This window comes from Alistipes sp. D31t1_170403_E11 (assembly GCF_015553985.1).
Taxonomy (GTDB): domain Bacteria; phylum Bacteroidota; class Bacteroidia; order Bacteroidales; family Rikenellaceae; genus Alistipes; species Alistipes montrealensis.
Genome location: NZ_JADNHQ010000006.1, coordinates 55,155 through 72,933, shown reverse-complemented (window position 1 = coordinate 72,933; position 17,779 = coordinate 55,155). Strand labels below are relative to the sequence as shown.

Below are 17,779 nucleotides of genomic sequence, written 5' to 3'. Positions count from 1 at the left end.
CTCACACATGATACACTACAATCCCAAGGGCCTGACCTCTCAGGAAGTCGACGAAAGCCGCCAGCGTCACGGCGACAACGTCATCACCCCGCCGAAGGACGATTCGGTCTGGCGTCTGCTGCTTGAAAAGTTCCGCGACCCGATCATCCGCATCCTGCTGCTGGCCGCCGTGCTGTCGCTGGCCATCGGATTCATCCACAAAGATTTTACCGAGTCCGTAGGCATCATCTGCGCCATCATCCTCGCCACATGCGTCGGATTCTGGTTCGAATGGGATGCCCAGCGGCGTTTCCGGCGGCTCAACCAGGTCAACGACGATATTCCCGTAAAGGTGATGCGCGAAGGTTCGATCCGCGAAATCCCGCGCCACGAAGTGGTTACGGGCGATGTGGTCTATATCGAAAGCGGCGAGACGATTCCGGCCGACGGCGAACTGGTCGAGGCGGTGTCGCTGAAGATCAACGAATCGACGCTCACGGGCGAACCCGAAGTGGACAAAACCGTCGACGAAGCCCATTTCGACGCTGAGGCGACCTATCCGTCGAACACCGTACTGCGGGGCACGACCGTGGCCGACGGCTACGGCGTAGCGGTCATAACGGCCGTGGGCGACTCGACCGAAGCCGGACGCGTCACGGAGCAGTCGACCGTACAGAGCGACGAACAGACGCCCCTCGACCGGCAGCTGACGCGCCTTTCGCGCCTGATCGGCCGGCTGGGCATCATCCTTTCAGCGCTGATTTTCTGCGTGATGCTGGGCAAGGCGGTCTTCGTGGGCGGGCTGCTCGACAGCGACTGGCTGACCATTTCGCAGCAGGTGCTCAACATCTTCATGGTCTCGGTAGCCATCATCGTCATGGCCGTGCCCGAAGGACTGCCGATGTCGATCACGCTGTCGCTGGCAATGTCCATGAGGCGGATGCTCAAGACCAATAACCTCGTACGAAAGATGCACGCCTGCGAAACGATGGGCGCCGTGACGGTCATCTGCACCGACAAGACCGGAACGCTCACCCAGAACCGCATGCACGTACAGGAGCTCATCCGCTACGACGCGCTTCCCGAACGGGAATTCGCCGAAGTCGTGGCGCTGAACACCACGGCGTTCCTCGACGCCGAGGGACACATTATCGGCAACCCCACGGAAGGGGCCCTGCTCGAATGGCTCCGTACCCAGGGCGAAGATTACGAACCGCTGCGCGCCGAAGCGAAGATCGTCGACCGGCTGACCTTCTCGACCGAACGCAAATACATGGCGACGATCGTCGAAAGCGGTATTTCGGGCCGCCGCATCCTCTGTGTAAAGGGCGCCCCGGAGATCGTACGCACGATGTGCGCCCCGGACGGAAAGGACACCCAGGTTGCCGAGCAACTCCTCGGCTTCCAAAGCCGCGCCATGCGTACGCTGGCCGTAGCATGGGCTGAAACCTCGTCAGACGACTGCCTCGAAGCGGTCAAGGCGGGCGGATTGCATTTTGCTGCCGTGGCGGCCATTTCGGACCCGGTCCGCGAAGACGTTCCGGCCGCCGTGGGACGTTGCCTGCAAGCAGGAATCGGCGTAAAGATCGTCACGGGCGACACCCCGGCGACAGCGCGTGAGATCGCCCGCCAGATCGGGCTGTGGGACGACGCCGTGGACGGCGACCGCAACCACATCACCGGTACGGAGTTCGCCGCAATGAGCGACGAAGAGTTGCTCGAACGGGTGCAGGAGATCAAAATCATGTCCCGGGCCCGCCCGCTGGACAAACAACGCCTCGTACAATTGTTGCAGCAGCGGGGCGAGGTGGTGGCCGTGACGGGCGACGGCACGAACGACGCCCCGGCGCTCAATTTCGCCAACGTGGGGCTCTCGATGGGTTCGGGAACCTCCGTAGCGAAGGACGCTTCGGACATCACGCTGCTCGACGACTCGTTCGCCTCGATTGCAACGGCCGTCATGTGGGGACGTTCGCTCTACCGCAACATCCAGCGGTTCGTGCTGTTCCAGCTGACGATCAATTTCGCGGCCATCACCATCTGCTTCATCGGCGCGGTGTTCGGAACCGAAATGCCGCTGACCGTGGTGCAGATTCTCTGGGTAAACATCATCATGGACACCTTTGCGGCGATGGCAATGGCTTCGCTGCCGCCCAATCCCGAGGTAATGCGCGACAAACCCCGCCGGCGCGACGAATTCATCATCACCCCGGGCATGGCCCGCACGCTCTTCACATGCGGCATCGTGATGGTGGTCGTACTGCTGGGCATGCTCTTCCGGTGGACGATCACACAGGGCGGACTCACGATCGGCCAGTTGACCGTATTCTTCTCGACATTCGTCTTCCTGCAATTCTGGAACATGTTCAACGCCAAAGGATTCGAGACACGCCATTCGGTCTTCACATGCCTCGGCGGCTGCCGCGAATTTTTCCTCATCCTTGCGGCCATCGGCGTGGGGCAGGTGCTGATCGTGGAGTTCGGAGGCGAGGTATTCCGCACCGAACCGCTCTCGTGGACGCAATGGGCCGAAGTAATCGGTTTCACCTCGCTGCTGGCCATCGGTGGCGAAATCATCCGTGCAATCCGTAGAAAAAGGTAGTTCATTACATACATGCTCAAACGTCTTACCGCCGTCTGTCTGCTCTCGTTCGTGGGTCTGGGAGCGTGGGCGCAGCTGCCCGACAGCACGGACATGAGCGCCGGCGGTGCATTCCGCCAGCGCATCGACCGTCACACTTCGACCAAAGCCTACCGCATGCTCTTCATCGGCACGCCGCTGATCGTGGGCGGCGTGGTGATGCAGGCTTACGACGCCGATTTCCGGCGCCTGCGCAACGGTTACAGCCGTTCGTTCCGCCAGAACTACGACGACTGGCTCCAGTACGCCCCGGCAGGGGCGATGGTCGCCCTGAAGGCCTGCGGGGTCAAGAGCCGCAGTTCGTGGGGCCGCATGCTGGTCTCCGATGCCTTTTCGGCAGGACTGATGACCATCGGGGTCAACTCGCTCAAATACTCCTGCCGCGTGATGCGCCCCGACGGGTCGTCGCGCAACTCTTTTCCCTCGGGACATACAGCCACAGCCTTCATGACCGCCACGATGCTCCACAAGGAGTACGGCCACCGCAGCCCGTGGTACAGCATCGGCGGCTACACCGTGGCAACCGTCACGGGCGTCACCCGCCAGCTCAACAACCGCCACTGGATGAGCGACATCATGGTCGGCGCGGGCATCGGCATCCTTGCCACGGAGTTGGGGTATTACCTTGCAGACCTGATTTTCAAGGAAAAAGGCCTCAACGTCACGGAAACCTATTCCATTTACGACCGTTACCGCCGCCCGTCGTTCCTCGGGTTCAGCCTCGGGTTCTCGACCGTTCCGGGAAGCTACACGCCCTATCCCGACATGCACATGCAGTTTCTTTCGGGTCCGGCCGTCTCGGTACAGGGAGCCTGGTTCGGATCTCCCTACTGGGGTGTCGGCGGGCGCATGTCGTGCACCAACCTGCGCATGAAGGTCAACGGCATAGCCCAGAACGACAACCTGGAGTGTGCGTCGATGTACGCCGGACCTTATTTCTCCTACCCCTTCTCGATGCGGTGGCTCGTGGGCGGTAAACTGCTCGGCGGATGCGAGATTTACAAACCGGCCCGCACGGACCTCCGAAGGTTGGAAGGCCGGGCCGGATTCTCGTTCGGAACAGGAGTATCGACGACCTACCTCGCCACGCAGAACCTCGGCGTGCGGTTTACGACCGATTACGACGTGGCGCCGCCCGTGGTGACATCGTCGCGCCAACGGCTCCACAAGCTCACCTTCAGTATGGAGGTCTGCGCCGTCTTTTAACCGAAAAAGGGCGGACCTGTGGTCCGCCCTTCCTATTTATCCCGGTTCGTTTACAGGAACGCTTTCGTCTCCACGGTCATACGCAGGCTTTTGCCCGTAATGCCGTCCTTCACCAAAGCGGGAATCGTCACCCCGGAATAGACCGAGACGATACCGTCCTTCTGCGCACGGAGCCTCAGCTCCTTCTTCGTCATTTTTTCGACCACATAAGTGTTGTCCAACGGTGTTCCGTCGGTATACGTTCCCGAAAGCACCTGTCCGGCCTCCGGCACGGCGCTGATGGTGTAGGTCCCGGTATATTTAGCGTAGCCGAACGTCTTGATGCTCTGGTAGAGGGTGAACGTCCCGTCCTCGCCGAGCTGCAGGTAGACCGTGCCGGCCAAGGCATCGCCGCCTTTCCACTCTGTCAGCACCCAGCCGTCGTAGTTCGACTCGTCCTCACCGCCTTTATCGCTACTGCCGCAACCGCCGGCCAGCAGGGCCACAACGACGACAGTTAAAATTTTCAGTCCGATTTTCATAGATACGGCCGCCCTGTTCCTGGTTTTCCGCAGGGACGGATTTACAAATATAGGAATTGGAATCCGAAAACCAAAGCCGGGCCGCAAAAATTCCCCGGCGGCATAGAACCGGCGATCCGTTGGCATAAAAAATGCACGTTCCGAACTACGGCTTTCCCCCGGATTAAAATTATGAAACTGCGTCTCGGCCTGATACTTTCGCTCTTCGTAGCATCGGCAGTCATCCTCGTCTGGCTGTACTACGCGGCAACGCGCGAACCCCGGACACCGAAAAGTTCGCCGTGGACCGAAACGCTCGCAGACCTCGACGCCTGCTGCCGCCGCAAACACGTCAAATCGGCGCAGTACGACCATTTTGCAAACATTGCCGCCGCCGAGGAGCGCCGCGAAGCCGAACGGCTGTTCCGGGCCATGGCCTTCTCCCAGCGCCTGCAGGAAAACAACTGTGCGACAGCGATCGTACATCTCGGAGGGCACTATGCACCTCCGGGCAAAATCGTCATCTTCGGGGGTACGACCGACGGCAACCTCGACCGGAGTATCGATTACGAGTTCAAAAGCTACGGCGAGCGCCGCGGGGCGGACATCCGCCGTGCGATGGAGCGCGGCAACCGTTACGTGGCGCGGGTGCTGGCCTGGGCATCGGCCGGCGACCGGCACAACATCGTCCTGCTGGAACGCTGCCGCCAACATGCCGCCAACCATTCGGACACATGCCGGTTCGCCGTCTGCCCGCTCTGCGGCAACCTCTATTCGTCGGAGTACGTCGACTATTACTGTCCCCACTGCCTGACGGACGGCGGAAAGTTCGTTTGGTTCGAATAACCCGCCCGCCCCTGACCCCGTAAACAGCGCACGGCCCGAAAGACACCGTCGGCCTTTCGGGGTGCGCCGCAAAACGGTTCGTCCGGGCCGCTCACGCCCCCGATCTGCGCGTCGCAGCGCTGCGAAAAGCGGCCTTACGCGCCCGCGTGTACGGAATTATCCCTATTTCGCACCATATTATCTTGCAGAAAGCGCGGCATTGGTTATTTTTGCAATAACCCAAATCAGCCATGAACCGAACTTTTCGTCGCATTGCTTTATTCCTGTTTCCGCTCTTCGTCTCATTCCTGCCGGGCCGTACCGAATCGGCGAACGCCACCGTCTACCACAACCTGCGCAACTATACGGTGGACGACGGCCTGTCGTCCAATCACGTCTACGGCATCGTGCAGGACTCGGTGGGGTTCATCTGGTTCGGGACCGACAACGGACTGTGCCGTTTCGACGGACACGAGTTCCGCAGCTACACCCATGCCGACGGCGACCGGTCGAGCATTTCGAGCAACAACATCCGCCGGATGACGCTCGACAGCCGCGGGCAGATCTGGCTTGCACTCGACAACGGCGTGGACATCTATACGCCCGCAACCGACCGGTTCCGGCATTTCGACGCCAGGACCGCTGACGGGACATCCGTTACGGGACAGACGACCGAAGTCATCGAGGACCGGGGGGGGGAGATCTGGATCGCGACCGTCAATTCGGGGCTTTTCCGCTGGAACCCCGAAACGAACCGGCTCACAGTCTACCGCCATCTTCCCGATGACGACACTTCCATCGCGCAAGACTATATTTCGACCATTTACGAGAGCAAAGACGGGACTATCTGGATCGGAACCTACAGCGAAGGGCTTTGCGCATTCTCCAAACAAACGGAACGCTTCACCCGTTACCGGAAAGAGACCGACGGGCGGAACGGCATCTCGGACAACTCGATCGACGCCATCACGGAAGACTCGTACGGCACGCTGTGGCTCGGGACGGTGAGTTCCGGTCTCGACCGCTTCGAGCGGAGCACGGGTCGTTTCACCAATTACGACGACCGCAGCGGGGAACGCCGCCTGCAGCGCATCCACTACCTGAAGGAACGGGCGCCGGGCGAACTGCTCGTCTGCGCAAACAGCGGGGCCACGCTCTATCGCGTCTCCGAATCGGGGTTGCGTCCCGTGGAAGAGGCCGAAGCGCCCTTCACGCGCACCAAATGCTGGAACGTCTTCTCCTTCCTGTACGACCGCGAAGGAAATTTCTGGTTCGGGTCGTGTTACGAAGGCGTAGAGTTTCATCCCGCCCGTAGCAACTTTACCTGCTACGCTACGCGCGAGAACGACAACTCCGACCGGAGCAAGGTCGTCAGCGCGGTCTGCGAAATAAAAGAAGGACATTACCTGCTGGGAACCGAAAACAACGGCATCCTGCTCTTCGACAAGCACGACGGCACGATCGTTCCGTACCGCACGGCCCAAAACGTCGGGACCGCCATCTACAACGTCTTTTCACTGCTCGTCGACGAACAAACGCTCTGGATCGCCGCCTTCCAACGGGGCATCGAAGCCATAGATATGAAAAGCCGAGCAGTGAAATCCTATCTTTCCGACCCCTCGGATCCCAGTTCGCGCGTCTTCGTCCTCTGCCAGAGCAGCAGCGGCCGTATCTGGGCCGGGACCTCGGTAGGTCTCTATTATTACGACCGGCTCGGCGACCGTTTCGTGGCGCGCGAGCCCGGCGTGCGGATTTCGGACATCACGGAGGACCATGCCGGACGCCTCTGGATCGCGACGAACGAAGACGGACTCTACGCCTACGACACCCGCACCGATCGCTTGCGGCACTACCGGTACGATCCCGACGATACCTCGACCATCAGCCGCAATGCGGTCAACACGCTCGCCGTCGACCGCACAAACCGGCTGTGGATCGGAACCAACGGTTACGGGCTATGCAGTTACGACGAAAAAGACGGCGGCTTCGTCCGCTACGAGACCCTGCCCCTGCCCAGTAAGATCATCCAGCGGATCATCCCCGAAAACGACCGTCTCTGGATCACGACGGACCGGGGACTGGTCGTCTTTTATCCCGAGACCGGACAACTGAAACGCTATTCGCGCGCCGACGGGCTCCACACCGAACAATTCATGTCCAATTCGGGAATCCTCTCTTCCGACGGACGCATCGTGCTGGGCACGACCGACGGCATCTGTTCGTTCACCCCGCCCCATGACATCGTGGGCGACTGGAGCCTCTATCCGGCCATAATCACCCGGTTTTCGTTAGACGGCCAACCCGTAACCCATACGGAGGACTATGAATCGCCGCTTTCAGTTCCCATCGAACATACCCGGAAGATCACGTTGTCGCACCGCCAGACATCGGTAGGGTTCCGCTTCGTGTCACCGACCTACCTCTTCCCGGGAGATTGCCGTTACCGTTACAGGCTCGACGGACTCGACGACCACTGGTCCATGACCGACAGCCGGAACGCTTCGGTCAACTACAACAACCTGCACCCCGGGGAGTATTGCTTCCGGGTACAGGTCGGTAACGGCGACATGCAATGGAACCCCGACGAGACCAAACTCAGGATCCGCATCCGGCCGTCATTTTTCCGGTCGAAAGGCGCTTTGGCAGGCTATGCCGTACTTGCGCTCCTCGCAGCGGCCGCCGGCCTGCGCTACCTGATGCGGCGCACCGAACAGCAGCAGCGGGAGAAGATCGATCAGATCAAACGCGAAAACGAACGGAATCTCTACGAGCAGCGGATCAGTTTTTTCACCAATATCACCCACGAAATCCGCACCCCGCTAAGCCTGATCATCGGTCCGCTGGAGCAGGTGATGAAGTCGCGACGGATTTCCGACGAGGACGGGGAGTATCTGGCCGTCATCAAGCAGAATTACCACCGGCTCCATTCGCTGGTCAACCAACTGCTCGATTTCCGGAAGATCGACTCGAACAGATACAAGCTCCGCTACGACATCTGCGATGTCGGGCAACTCGTCCGGGAGCAGTTGGCCATGTTCGGACCCACAGCACAGCAACGGCGCATCCGTCTGATCGAGGAGATCCCCGACCGCTTGATGCAGATCACCGACCGGGAGGCGCTGACCAAGATCGTGAGCAACCTGTTGTCCAACGCCCTGCGTTTCGCCGACGGGGAAATCCACATCCGCATCGGCCGCAGGGACAACGGTCTCACGGTAGAGGTATGGGACGACGGTCCCGGCATCCCGCCCGAGGAGCGCGAAAAGGTTTTCGACGCCTTCTACCAGGCCCGGAACAACGGATTCGCATCCGGCGTCGGAATCGGCCTGCACCTGTGCCGGTTCTTTATCCGCCTGATGGGAGGAACGATCGCCGCGGCGGAACGTCCGGACGGAAAACCCGGGGCCCTGCTGACGGCATTCATCCCCGAACCTGCGGGCGAAAGGGCGAAGATTCCCGCAAAAACGCCGCTTAATGCAGAAGCCGTCGAGCAACCGCTGCTGCAAAAAGAGACCCGTCCGGAAGCGGCTGTACAACAGACTGCCGACGCGACGGTCAGGACCCATACGGTAATGGTCGTGGATGACGACAGCAACATCCTCGATTTCCTGGTCAAAATGCTCGGAAGCGACTATTTCGTCATCTCGACGAACAGCGGCAGCCAGGCGCTCAACCTGCTCCGGAGCAACGATCCCGACCTGATCGTAAGCGACATCATGATGGCCGACATCGACGGAATCGAACTCTGCCGGCGGATCAAGAACGACATCTCCACGAGCCACATTCCCGTGATCCTGCTCACGGCACGGACCGGTGTAAGTTCCAAGATCGAGGGACTCGAATGCGGTGCCGACGCCTATATCGAAAAGCCCTTCTCACCCGACCAGCTCAAAGCGCAGATTTCCAGTTTGCTCCATACGCGCGACGAGATACGGCGTCTCTATGCGGGCAAATTCATGACCGAGTTCGAGCCGGTTTCACAGCACAACCGGCTCGACGAGGAGTTCATCCTCAAATGCCGCGACGTGATCATCGCCCACATGCGGGACCCGGACCTGTCGGTGGGACTCCTCGCCCGCGAACTGGCGATGGGCCGCACGCTGATCTTCCGGAAGCTGAAAGCCGTCACGGGCATGACGCCGAACGACTTCATGAAACTCATCCGCCTGAAAGAGGCGAAACACATGATCATCGAAGGCCGATACCGCATCACCGAAATCGGGTTCCTCACCGGTTTCAGTTCGTCGTCCTATTTCGCCAAATGCTTCGCCAAGCAGTTCGGAATCCTGCCGACCGAATTCCTCGAAAAACAGGGAGCTGAAACACAGGCGCCGGAGGAAGAATAAGCCCTTTTCCGGCATCCGGAGCCTCCGGGCCGATTTTGTCGTAAAAGTGAACGATATTTTTCAACGCAGAAGCCCCGATTCGGTAATTTTACATTGAATCCGGTCCGGCCGCCTGGCCGGGTCGACAATGCGGAATCAACCAACCAACCCAAAATTACCCATTATGAAGCATTACCTACTTTTATTGCTGGCTTCCCTGGCCATGCTGACGGGATGCGAAAAAGACGACGATCCCACGTCCGTTTCGCTCCGAAGTATCACGCGTGAAAAATTCGACTACAAGGGCGGCCTCGCCAGTGCCGTCGTGGATGCCGGCGGAAGGAATATAACCGCGGAATCGAGCGAAACGTGGTGCCGCACCGCAGTCATCGGTTCGACCGTCAACCTCAACGTTCTGGCGTATACGGGCGATCGGGAGCGCACGGCCACCGTCACCGTAAAGGCCGAAGGACTCGCCCCGCTGCTGATCAGCGTCGTTCAGGATAAATTCAGGGGACTCGTCGTTACGCCCACGACGCTCATCTTCTCCGACACGGACCGCACGCTTTCCGCAGCGGTAACCTGCTCCGGAACCTATGAAGTAAAACTTACCGAGAACCCGAACGAGGCCTTCTCGTTCTCGAAGAGCGAGGACGGCACGAGCATCAGCTTCACGTCGAACAAAGCGTCGAGCCGCGTCGAGGTGAAGGGCCGCGCGGAGCTCACGCCCGAGGAGGGTGAGCCGGTAATCATCACGCTCATACAGCCCAAAAAGAGCACCTACGACTTCCTGCTCGGCACGTGGAACGTAACCAAAACCGACATTCTGGCCGGAAGCATCCAGAATCTCTCGTCGATCACGTTCGCCGTCAGGGAAAATCAATATTCGTTCAAGGTTACCATCAACGATCCCGCACTCAAGGATTATCCGTTCACGGCGGAGTTTGCCGACGGCAAGGTGGTCATTCAGACCGGCCAGGAACTGGGCTCCTCGGGAACGAAGTTTTACACCCTCCATTTCAACGGGCCGCAGAACGGCCAGGGCAACTACATCTGGTCGCAGGCGGGCGTGGTCGCCTGGGCGGCGGAGCCCGTCTTCGACGAAAGCGCGGGCACGATCCAACTCGTGTTCGGCGACAACGGCCAGGGCAACGGCAAGGTGGCCAAAACGCTCTGCTTCTGGGAGAACAACGACAGATATTGGAGCTTCACCGGACAACTCTGCCTGACCAACGCGCTGGAACTTTCCAAAAACTACTAACCTATCACCCGATGCAACGGGCGGGCCGCGACCTTCGCCGGCCGCGGTCCCGCCTGTGCACCGGAACCAAGAACCTCAATGACTGACCTATGAAAAAACTGACCATACTCATCCTGCTCGCCATAGCGGTAATGTGCCGGGCCTCGGCGCAGAACCGCGTGGTAACAGGCAAAGTATCCGAAGAGGACGGCACACCGCTGACAGGCGCCGTCGTCCAGGTCGTCGGCACGAACAATGCCGCCACGGCAGCGATCGACGGACTCTATACGCTCAAAAATGTTCCCGCCGGGGCCGTGCTGCGGGTATCCTTCCTGGGATACGACCCGGTCGAGAAGAAGGTCGACGCCGACCGCATGGACTTCGTGCTCAAAGCGAGCGCGCAGGAGATCGCATCGGTCGTAGTAACCGGTATGCAGAAGATGGACAAGCGTATCTTTACCGGAGCCACCGACCAGCTCCTGGCCTCGGATGTCAAACTGGACGGCATCAGCGAAATCAGCCGCGGTCTTGAAGGCCGCTCGGCCGGCGTGTCGGTGCAGAATGTCTCCGGAACCTTCGGCGCCGCACCCAAAATCCGCATCCGCGGCGCCACGTCGATCTTCGGCGACTCCAAGCCGCTGTGGGTGGTCGACGGCGTGATCATGGAGGACGTGATCAACGTCGACGCCAACTCCCTGTCGTCGGGCGACGCTACGACGCTCATCAGCTCGGCCATCGCCGGACTCAACGCCGACGACATCGAGAGTTTCCAGATTCTCAAGGACGGCTCGGCGACCTCGATCTACGGCGCCCGCGCCATGGCCGGCGTCATCGTCATCACCACGAAGAAAGGCACGCCCGGCGTTACGAAGGTCAGCTACACCGGCGAATTCACGATGCGCATGACGCCCAGCTACTCGAACTTCAACATCATGAACTCGCAGGAGCAGATGGCCGTTTACCAGGAGATGTACGACAAAGGCTGGCTCAACTACGCCAACACCGTGTACCGCTCCGAGAGCGGCGTCTACGGCAAGTTGTCGCAACTGATCAACACCTACGATCCCGCCACGGGGCAGTTCGCCGTGCTGAACACCCCCGAAGGGCGCAACGCCTACCTGCGGCAGGCCGAATTCCGCAACACCGACTGGTTTAAGGAACTTTTCCGCAACAGCATCCAGCACAGCCATTCGGCCAGTATCTCCTCGGGCGGTGAAAAGGGTTCGTATTACGCCTCTGTCGGCGCGATGGTCGATCCGGGATGGAGCATCCAGAGCAAAGTGAACCGCTACACGCTTCTGGTCAACACCACGCAGCACATCCTCAAAGACAAACTGACGCTGAACCTCATCGGCAACGCCTCGTACCGCGAACAGCGTGCGCCTGGATCGCTCTCGTCGGAGGTAGACGCCGTGTTCGGGACCGTCAAGCGCGACTTCGACATCAACCCCTACTCCTACGCACTGCGTTCGTCGCGCACACTCGACCCCGACGAGTTCTACACCCGCAACTACACGCCGTTCAACATCAAGGACGAGTTGTCGAAGAACTACATGGACCTGAACGTGAGCGACGTGAAATTCCAGGCCGAGCTCAAATGGAAAATCACGCCGAAAGTCGAAGTTTCGGCTCTCGGGGCGATCAAGTACCAGGCTTCGAGCACCGAACACCACATCGAGGACGGTTCGAACCAGGCGCAGGCCTACCGCTCGATGGCCACCTCGATCATCCAGAACAACAACCCTTATCTCTACGACAACCCCGACGCCCCGAACCGCGATAAATACTCGATCCTGCCCCAGGGCGGCATCTACAAACGGAGCGACTTCCGCGCCAAGAGCCGCGACTTCCGCGCTTCGATCAGCTACAACGACACGTTCGACGACAAGCACATCCTGAACTTGTTCGGCATCGTGGAGATCAACGCCATCGACCGCCGCGCCACCTCGTTCCAGGGCTGGGGCCTGCAATACGACATGGGTGAAACCCCGTTCTATATCCTCGACCTGTTCAAGAAGCAGTTGGAGGAGAACACCCAGTATTACAGCCTGTCCAACACGCGGGAGCGCAACGCCGCCTTCGCCGGCACGTTCTCCTACTCCTACGACTACCGCTACACGATCAACGGTACGCTCCGTTACGAGGGTTCCAACCGGCTGGGCCGCTCGCGCAAGGCGCGCTGGCTGCCGACCTGGAACATAGCCGGCAAATGGAGCGTCGATCAGGAGTCGTTCTTCGAACCGCTTCGTCCGGCCTTTTCCAGCCTCGCTTTGCGCCTCTCCTACAGTCTCACGGCCGACCGGGGACCCGCATGGGTCAACAACTCCACGGCCACGATCTACCCGCTGAACCCGTGGCGCGGAGCGACCGAAATCCGGGAACCGGCGCTGAGCATCTCGGCTCCCGAGAACTCGGAACTGACCTATGAAAAGAAACACGAGATGAACGTAGGCCTCGACATGGGATTCCTCGACGATCGCATCACCCTTTCGATGGACGCCTACCGGCGCAACAACTTCGACCTGATCGGCAACGTCGTAACGATGGGCCTGGGCGGCGCCGTGGACAAGCAGGGCAACGTTGCGGAGATGAAATCGCAGGGCGTGGAACTTTCGCTCTTCACGCGCAACATCGAACGCAAGGACTTCAAGTGGCAGACCAACTTCATCTTCGCCTGGATGGACAACGAGGTTACCAAACTCAAAACCTCGACGCGCATGATCGACTACATCACCGGCACGGGCTACTCGATGGAGGGGACACCGCGCGGCTCGCTCTTCTCGCTGAAATTCAAGGGTCTTAACGAGATGGGCATCCCGACGTTCCTCGCTGCCGACGGCAGCATCACCTCGACGAACATCCAGTTCCAGGAAACGATGAACATGAGCAACCTCGTCTACGAAGGTCCGGTCGATCCCACCATCACGGGCAGTCTGGGCAACATCTTCAAGTACAAGGGATTCACGCTCAATGTTTTCATGACCTACTCCTTCGGGAACGTCGTCCGTCTCGATCCGATCTTCTCGAACAGCTATTCCGACCTGACGGCTATGCCCCGGGAATTCGCCAACCGCTACCTCAACCCCGGCGACGAACGGCGGACCAATGTTCCGGTCATCGCCAGCACGCGGCAAAACAACGACATCCCCAACCTCTACGTCGCGTACAGCGCCTACAACTATTCCGATGTCCGGGTCGCCAAGGGCGATTTCATCCGCATGAAGGAGATTTCGCTCTCGTACGACTTCCCGCAGTCGATCACTTCGAAGCTGCGCATGAGCGGTCTGTCGCTCAAGTTCCAGGCAACCAACCCGTTCCTGATCTATTCGGACAAGAAACTGCAAGGCCAGGACCCCGAATTCTTCAACACAGGCGGCGTTGCAGTGCCGATGCCCAAACAGTTCACCCTGACGCTCCGCGTCAGCTTCTAAATCCGCTCCGCCATGAAAATTAAACAACTGATATCACGCATAATGTTTCTCGGCATCGGTTCGCTCACACTCGTTGCCTGCAACGATTTCCTCGACGAACTGCCCGACAACCGAACCGAACTCGACACGCCGGACAAAATCAACCGGCTGCTCGTGTCGGCCTACCCCTCGCGCAGTTTCACCCGCATGTGCGAAATCGCATCGGACAACTGCGACGACATGGGGGCAGGCAACCCCAACACCAGCCGGCTGCTGGAACACAACAGCTACTGGATGGACATGAACGAGGCCGAAAATGACAGCAACAAGAACACCTGGCAGGCCTATTACTCCGCGATCGCCGCGGCCAACACCGCCTTGGAAGCGATCGAGAAACAGGGTACGCCCAAAGAACTGCTTCCGGCCAAAGCCGAAGCCCTGCTCTGCCGGGCCTATTCGCACTTCTGCCTCACGATGCTCTACTGCCTCCCCTACCATCCCGAGAAGAGCGGCGAATACCTGGGAATCCCCTACATGGAGGCTCCCGAAACGACGCTTAACCCGGTTTACCACCGGGATGATCTCAAAAAAGTATACGAGAAGATCGACCGCGACATCGAAGAGGCGCTGCCCCTGATCAACGATGCCAACTACTCGGTTCCGAAATACCACTTCAACCGCAGCGCCGCCTATGCTTTCGCCACCAGGTTCAACCTCTACTACCTGAAGTGGGGGAAGGTGGTCAAATATGCTTCCGAGGTCCTCGGCAGCGATCCCTCGACCGTGATGCGCGACTGGTCGGCAGTCAAGCAACTGGCCTGGGACGGCTCGGTCCGCACGCTCGACTACATCAGCGTCGGACATTCGTTCAACCTGCTGATGATTCCCATGGTGACCGGCAACGGATCGCTTTTCAACGCCTGGAGCAGTTCCGGCGCACGCTTCACCCACAACTACCGCATCGCCAAGAAGGAGACCTATCGCGCGAAGCGGCCGATGGGCGGTCCGTGGGACCAATGGAAGGACAACTGCATCGAAAAGGTCTACCAGCACCCGCCTTTCATCTGGCAGGGCAACGACCACAACAAGATCTACATGCCCAAATGGCCGAACCAGTGGGAGGTAACCGACCCGGTAACCGGCGTGGGAATCGGCCGCTCGACGATGGTGGCGTTCACGACCAACGAAACGGTGCTGAGCCGCGCCGAGGCCTACATCCACCTCAAGGAGTACGACAAGGCTGTCGCCGACCTCAATGCCTGGATTGGTTCGTTCTACCTGGTCGGACAGAACGACATCGAACTGCTGACCCGCGAACGCATCGCCGAGGTCTACGGCGATCCTTCGTCGGACCGTTACATCGCTGAGTACACGCCCCTGGAACCGACATCGCGCAAGCCGCTCCATCCCCACGGCTTTCCGGTCGAGGCCGGCGAACAGGAGTACATGCTGCAATGCGCGCTCTTCTGCCGCCGCATCGAAACCATCGCCGACGGACTGCGCTGGAGCGACATCAAACGCTACGGCATCGTGGTCGACCGCTTCGACGACTCGGCTTATAACGACGACAACACGACCGGGTTCACGGTTGCGGCCACGCTCGGCGAGAAAGACCTTCGCCGCGCCCTACAACTGCCCCAGGAGGTCATCACGGCCGGATTGGAGGCGAATCCCCGCAACGAGAACCGTCCCGACCATCCATTCTGTCAGTAACCATCCGCCAAACATCCATATTGAATATGAAACCGACAATCATACCGCTGTTCCTGCTCCTGCTCGCCGCAGGCGCGACGACCTCGTGCGACAAGGACGAACCGGACGGAAAAAGCATATTCGTCGATCCCACCGAGGAAAAGACCGAATTCGACTTCTGGCTCGACCGGCACTACACGGAGCCCTACAACATCCGCTTCGAATACCGCATGCCCGACCGCGAAACCCACTTCAACTACTGGGTGTCACCGCCGCCCGTGGACAAATCGATCGAAGTGGCCAAACTGATCAAATACTCGACGCTCGACGCCATGGCGGAGCTGATGGCCGACCGGAAGGACCCGCTGCTCTTCGCAAAAAGCTATTTTCCGCGCGTACTCTACCTGGTGGGGAGTTTCGAAATCAGCAGCACCGGAAACACGGTGCTGGCTTCGGCCGAAAACGGCCTTCAGATCAACGTCCTCGGCGTAAAATTCTTCGACCGCGAGAAGGACAGCGAACGAATCGCCGGAACAATGCTCCACGAGTTCATGCACATCCTCGACGGTACATACCCCGTGCCGAGCGACTACGACACCATCACGCAGAGCGACTACGTGGGCGACAAGTACGCCCAAAGCGGCAACGACTTCATGGAACTGGGCTTCGTCTCGAAGTATGCGCGTTCGAGTCCCGCCGAGGATATCGCCGAGACGGGCGGACGCCTGATCAGCATGAACGCCCAGGAGTGGGAGTCGATGCTCTCCTCGATCGAAAGCGCGGACGGACGCGCCAAAATCGAGAAGAAGCGCGCGATCCTCATCGCATGGCTCCGCGACGATTTCGGCGTAGACGCGGCGAAATGGAGCGACATCTACCTACGCCGGATCTCCGAACTCGGAAACATCGACTGGACAAACCTCGAAGACTAAACTGAACCTATGAAAAAGAGAATCAACATATTGCTGCTGTTGGCCGGAGTGCTGCTCTCGGCCGCCGCATGCGACGATTCGGACGACAACTTCGGCGAATCGACCTCGGCCCGGATCGAGCAGACGCTCGAACGTTACAAATTCGCATTGCAGGCCGGAAAGACGTGGGTGATGGAGTACTTCCCCGACGAAAACCTCGGTTACGGCGGCTGGATCTACATCGTCGAATTCCAGGACGACCGCACGGTCAAAGCATGGTTCGAGGGAAGCACCTTCATCGAGGCCGATCCCCTGCGGACGGAATCGGAATACCGGATCGAATTTTCGACCGGGCCCATGCTTAAATTCGCAACCCACAACGACTACCTGCATTTCTTTTCGTTCCCCGGAGACAACGGCGCAGGTTATCAGGGATGGAAAGGCGATTACGAATTCACGTTCATGTCGCTCTCTCCGGCTTTCGACGAGATTATCCTGCGGGGTATCAAGACCGGCAATCGGATTCGCATGACGCCGCTTTCGGGGCAATACTCCCCGGAGAGCTATCTCGAAGCCATCCGCAACAGTCAGTTGGCGATCAACGAGACCGAGTTCAAGGTAACGGCCAATGGCGAACAGATCGGAACCCTCACGCGGCCCAATGCAACGCTCACGACCAACTTCCGGCAGTACGCCGCCAGCAAGGTCTGGACGCTCCGCTACAACTATCGTCGTCAGGCCTCCGACGAGTACGGCCGGGGGAAGGTGGACGAATCGGGAAATCCGGTCTACGAAACGGTCGAAGCCAGCGATCCGGTCAGCGTCATCTATCTGCCGGACAACGTCATGCAGATCTACGCCCCCTACACGTTCCGGGGCGAGGCGCTCGGTCTCCCGGGCCAGACGATGCAAACCTTCAAATGGCAGTTGGGACCCACCTCGGCATCAGACTGTTACGTATGTACCGACTCATTCCTCGACATCAAACTGATTCCGTAATCCGTAAGAAACATTCATTCGGTCCGGATGCCGCCCGCCGGCTCCGGACTT

General features: G+C 59.5%; 10 protein-coding genes. 9 read left to right on the top strand and 1 reads right to left on the bottom strand.

What is annotated here, in order from left to right:
• Positions 1-7: 7 nt before the first annotated feature.
• Both I2E69_RS12310 and I2E69_RS12305 read left to right on the top strand, forming a co-directional pair.
• Positions 8-2,581, top strand: coding sequence for a calcium-translocating P-type ATPase, PMCA-type (locus I2E69_RS12310; RefSeq protein ID WP_195461531.1), 2,574 nt, complete (start codon positions 8-10; stop codon positions 2,579-2,581).
• 12 nt (positions 2,582-2,593) lie between these two features.
• Positions 2,594-3,826 (top strand): phosphatase PAP2 family protein, encoded by a 1,233-nt coding sequence (locus I2E69_RS12305; RefSeq protein WP_195461530.1) that lies wholly within the window; start codon positions 2,594-2,596, stop codon positions 3,824-3,826.
• 50 nt (positions 3,827-3,876) lie between these two features.
• Here I2E69_RS12305 and I2E69_RS12300 read toward each other — a convergent pair whose 3' ends face one another.
• Entirely contained in the window at positions 3,877-4,347 is a 471-nt protein-coding gene (locus tag I2E69_RS12300) for a hypothetical protein (RefSeq protein WP_195461529.1), read from the bottom strand.
• 171 nt (positions 4,348-4,518) lie between these two features.
• Here I2E69_RS12300 and I2E69_RS12295 point away from each other — a divergent pair, with 171 nt between their 5' ends.
• The 7 genes from I2E69_RS12295 (at position 4,519) to I2E69_RS12265 (ending at position 17,728) form a co-directional block, all read left to right on the top strand.
• The gene (locus tag I2E69_RS12295) at positions 4,519-5,172 is read left to right on the top strand and encodes a rubrerythrin family protein (protein WP_195461528.1); all 654 of its coding nucleotides are present in this window, start codon (positions 4,519-4,521) and stop codon (positions 5,170-5,172) included.
• Between the two features lie 230 nt (positions 5,173-5,402).
• Positions 5,403-9,497, top strand: a complete 4,095-nt coding sequence (locus tag I2E69_RS12290; protein WP_195461527.1) for a hybrid sensor histidine kinase/response regulator transcription factor — start codon at positions 5,403-5,405, stop codon at positions 9,495-9,497.
• A gap of 163 nt (positions 9,498-9,660) precedes the next feature.
• Positions 9,661-10,737 (top strand): BACON domain-containing protein, encoded by a 1,077-nt coding sequence (locus I2E69_RS12285; RefSeq protein WP_195461526.1) that lies wholly within the window; start codon positions 9,661-9,663, stop codon positions 10,735-10,737.
• Positions 10,738-10,826: 89 nt separating this feature from the next.
• Positions 10,827-14,147, top strand: a complete 3,321-nt coding sequence (locus tag I2E69_RS12280; RefSeq protein WP_195461525.1) for a SusC/RagA family TonB-linked outer membrane protein — start codon at positions 10,827-10,829, stop codon at positions 14,145-14,147.
• Between the two features lie 12 nt (positions 14,148-14,159).
• The gene (locus I2E69_RS12275; protein ID WP_195461524.1) at positions 14,160-15,839 is read left to right on the top strand and encodes a RagB/SusD family nutrient uptake outer membrane protein; all 1,680 of its coding nucleotides are present in this window, start codon (positions 14,160-14,162) and stop codon (positions 15,837-15,839) included.
• 26 nt (positions 15,840-15,865) lie between these two features.
• Positions 15,866-16,750, top strand: a complete 885-nt coding sequence (locus tag I2E69_RS12270; RefSeq protein ID WP_195461523.1) for a putative zinc-binding metallopeptidase — start codon at positions 15,866-15,868, stop codon at positions 16,748-16,750.
• A gap of 9 nt (positions 16,751-16,759) precedes the next feature.
• Entirely contained in the window at positions 16,760-17,728 is a 969-nt protein-coding gene (locus tag I2E69_RS12265; protein WP_195461522.1) for a DUF4302 domain-containing protein, read from the top strand.
• The last annotated feature ends 51 nt before the right edge of the window (positions 17,729-17,779 follow it).

What these genes read in the sequence shown, in the direction of transcription:
- I2E69_RS12270 (WP_195461523.1), top strand. Translation starts at nt 15,866, where the DNA reads ATGAAACCGACAATCATACCGCTGTTCCTGCTCCTGCTCGCCGCAGGC.
- I2E69_RS12310 (WP_195461531.1), top strand. Translation starts at nt 8, where the DNA reads ATGATACACTACAATCCCAAGGGCCTGACCTCTCAGGAAGTCGACGAA.
- I2E69_RS12285 (WP_195461526.1), top strand. Translation starts at nt 9,661, where the DNA reads ATGAAGCATTACCTACTTTTATTGCTGGCTTCCCTGGCCATGCTGACG.
- I2E69_RS12280 (WP_195461525.1), top strand. Translation starts at nt 10,827, where the DNA reads ATGAAAAAACTGACCATACTCATCCTGCTCGCCATAGCGGTAATGTGC.
- I2E69_RS12295 (WP_195461528.1), top strand. Translation starts at nt 4,519, where the DNA reads ATGAAACTGCGTCTCGGCCTGATACTTTCGCTCTTCGTAGCATCGGCA.
- I2E69_RS12300 (WP_195461529.1), bottom strand. Translation starts at nt 4,347, where the DNA reads ATGAAAATCGGACTGAAAATTTTAACTGTCGTCGTTGTGGCCCTGCTG.
- I2E69_RS12305 (WP_195461530.1), top strand. Translation starts at nt 2,594, where the DNA reads ATGCTCAAACGTCTTACCGCCGTCTGTCTGCTCTCGTTCGTGGGTCTG.
- I2E69_RS12290 (WP_195461527.1), top strand. Translation starts at nt 5,403, where the DNA reads ATGAACCGAACTTTTCGTCGCATTGCTTTATTCCTGTTTCCGCTCTTC.
- I2E69_RS12265 (WP_195461522.1), top strand. Translation starts at nt 16,760, where the DNA reads ATGAAAAAGAGAATCAACATATTGCTGCTGTTGGCCGGAGTGCTGCTC.
- I2E69_RS12275 (WP_195461524.1), top strand. Translation starts at nt 14,160, where the DNA reads ATGAAAATTAAACAACTGATATCACGCATAATGTTTCTCGGCATCGGT.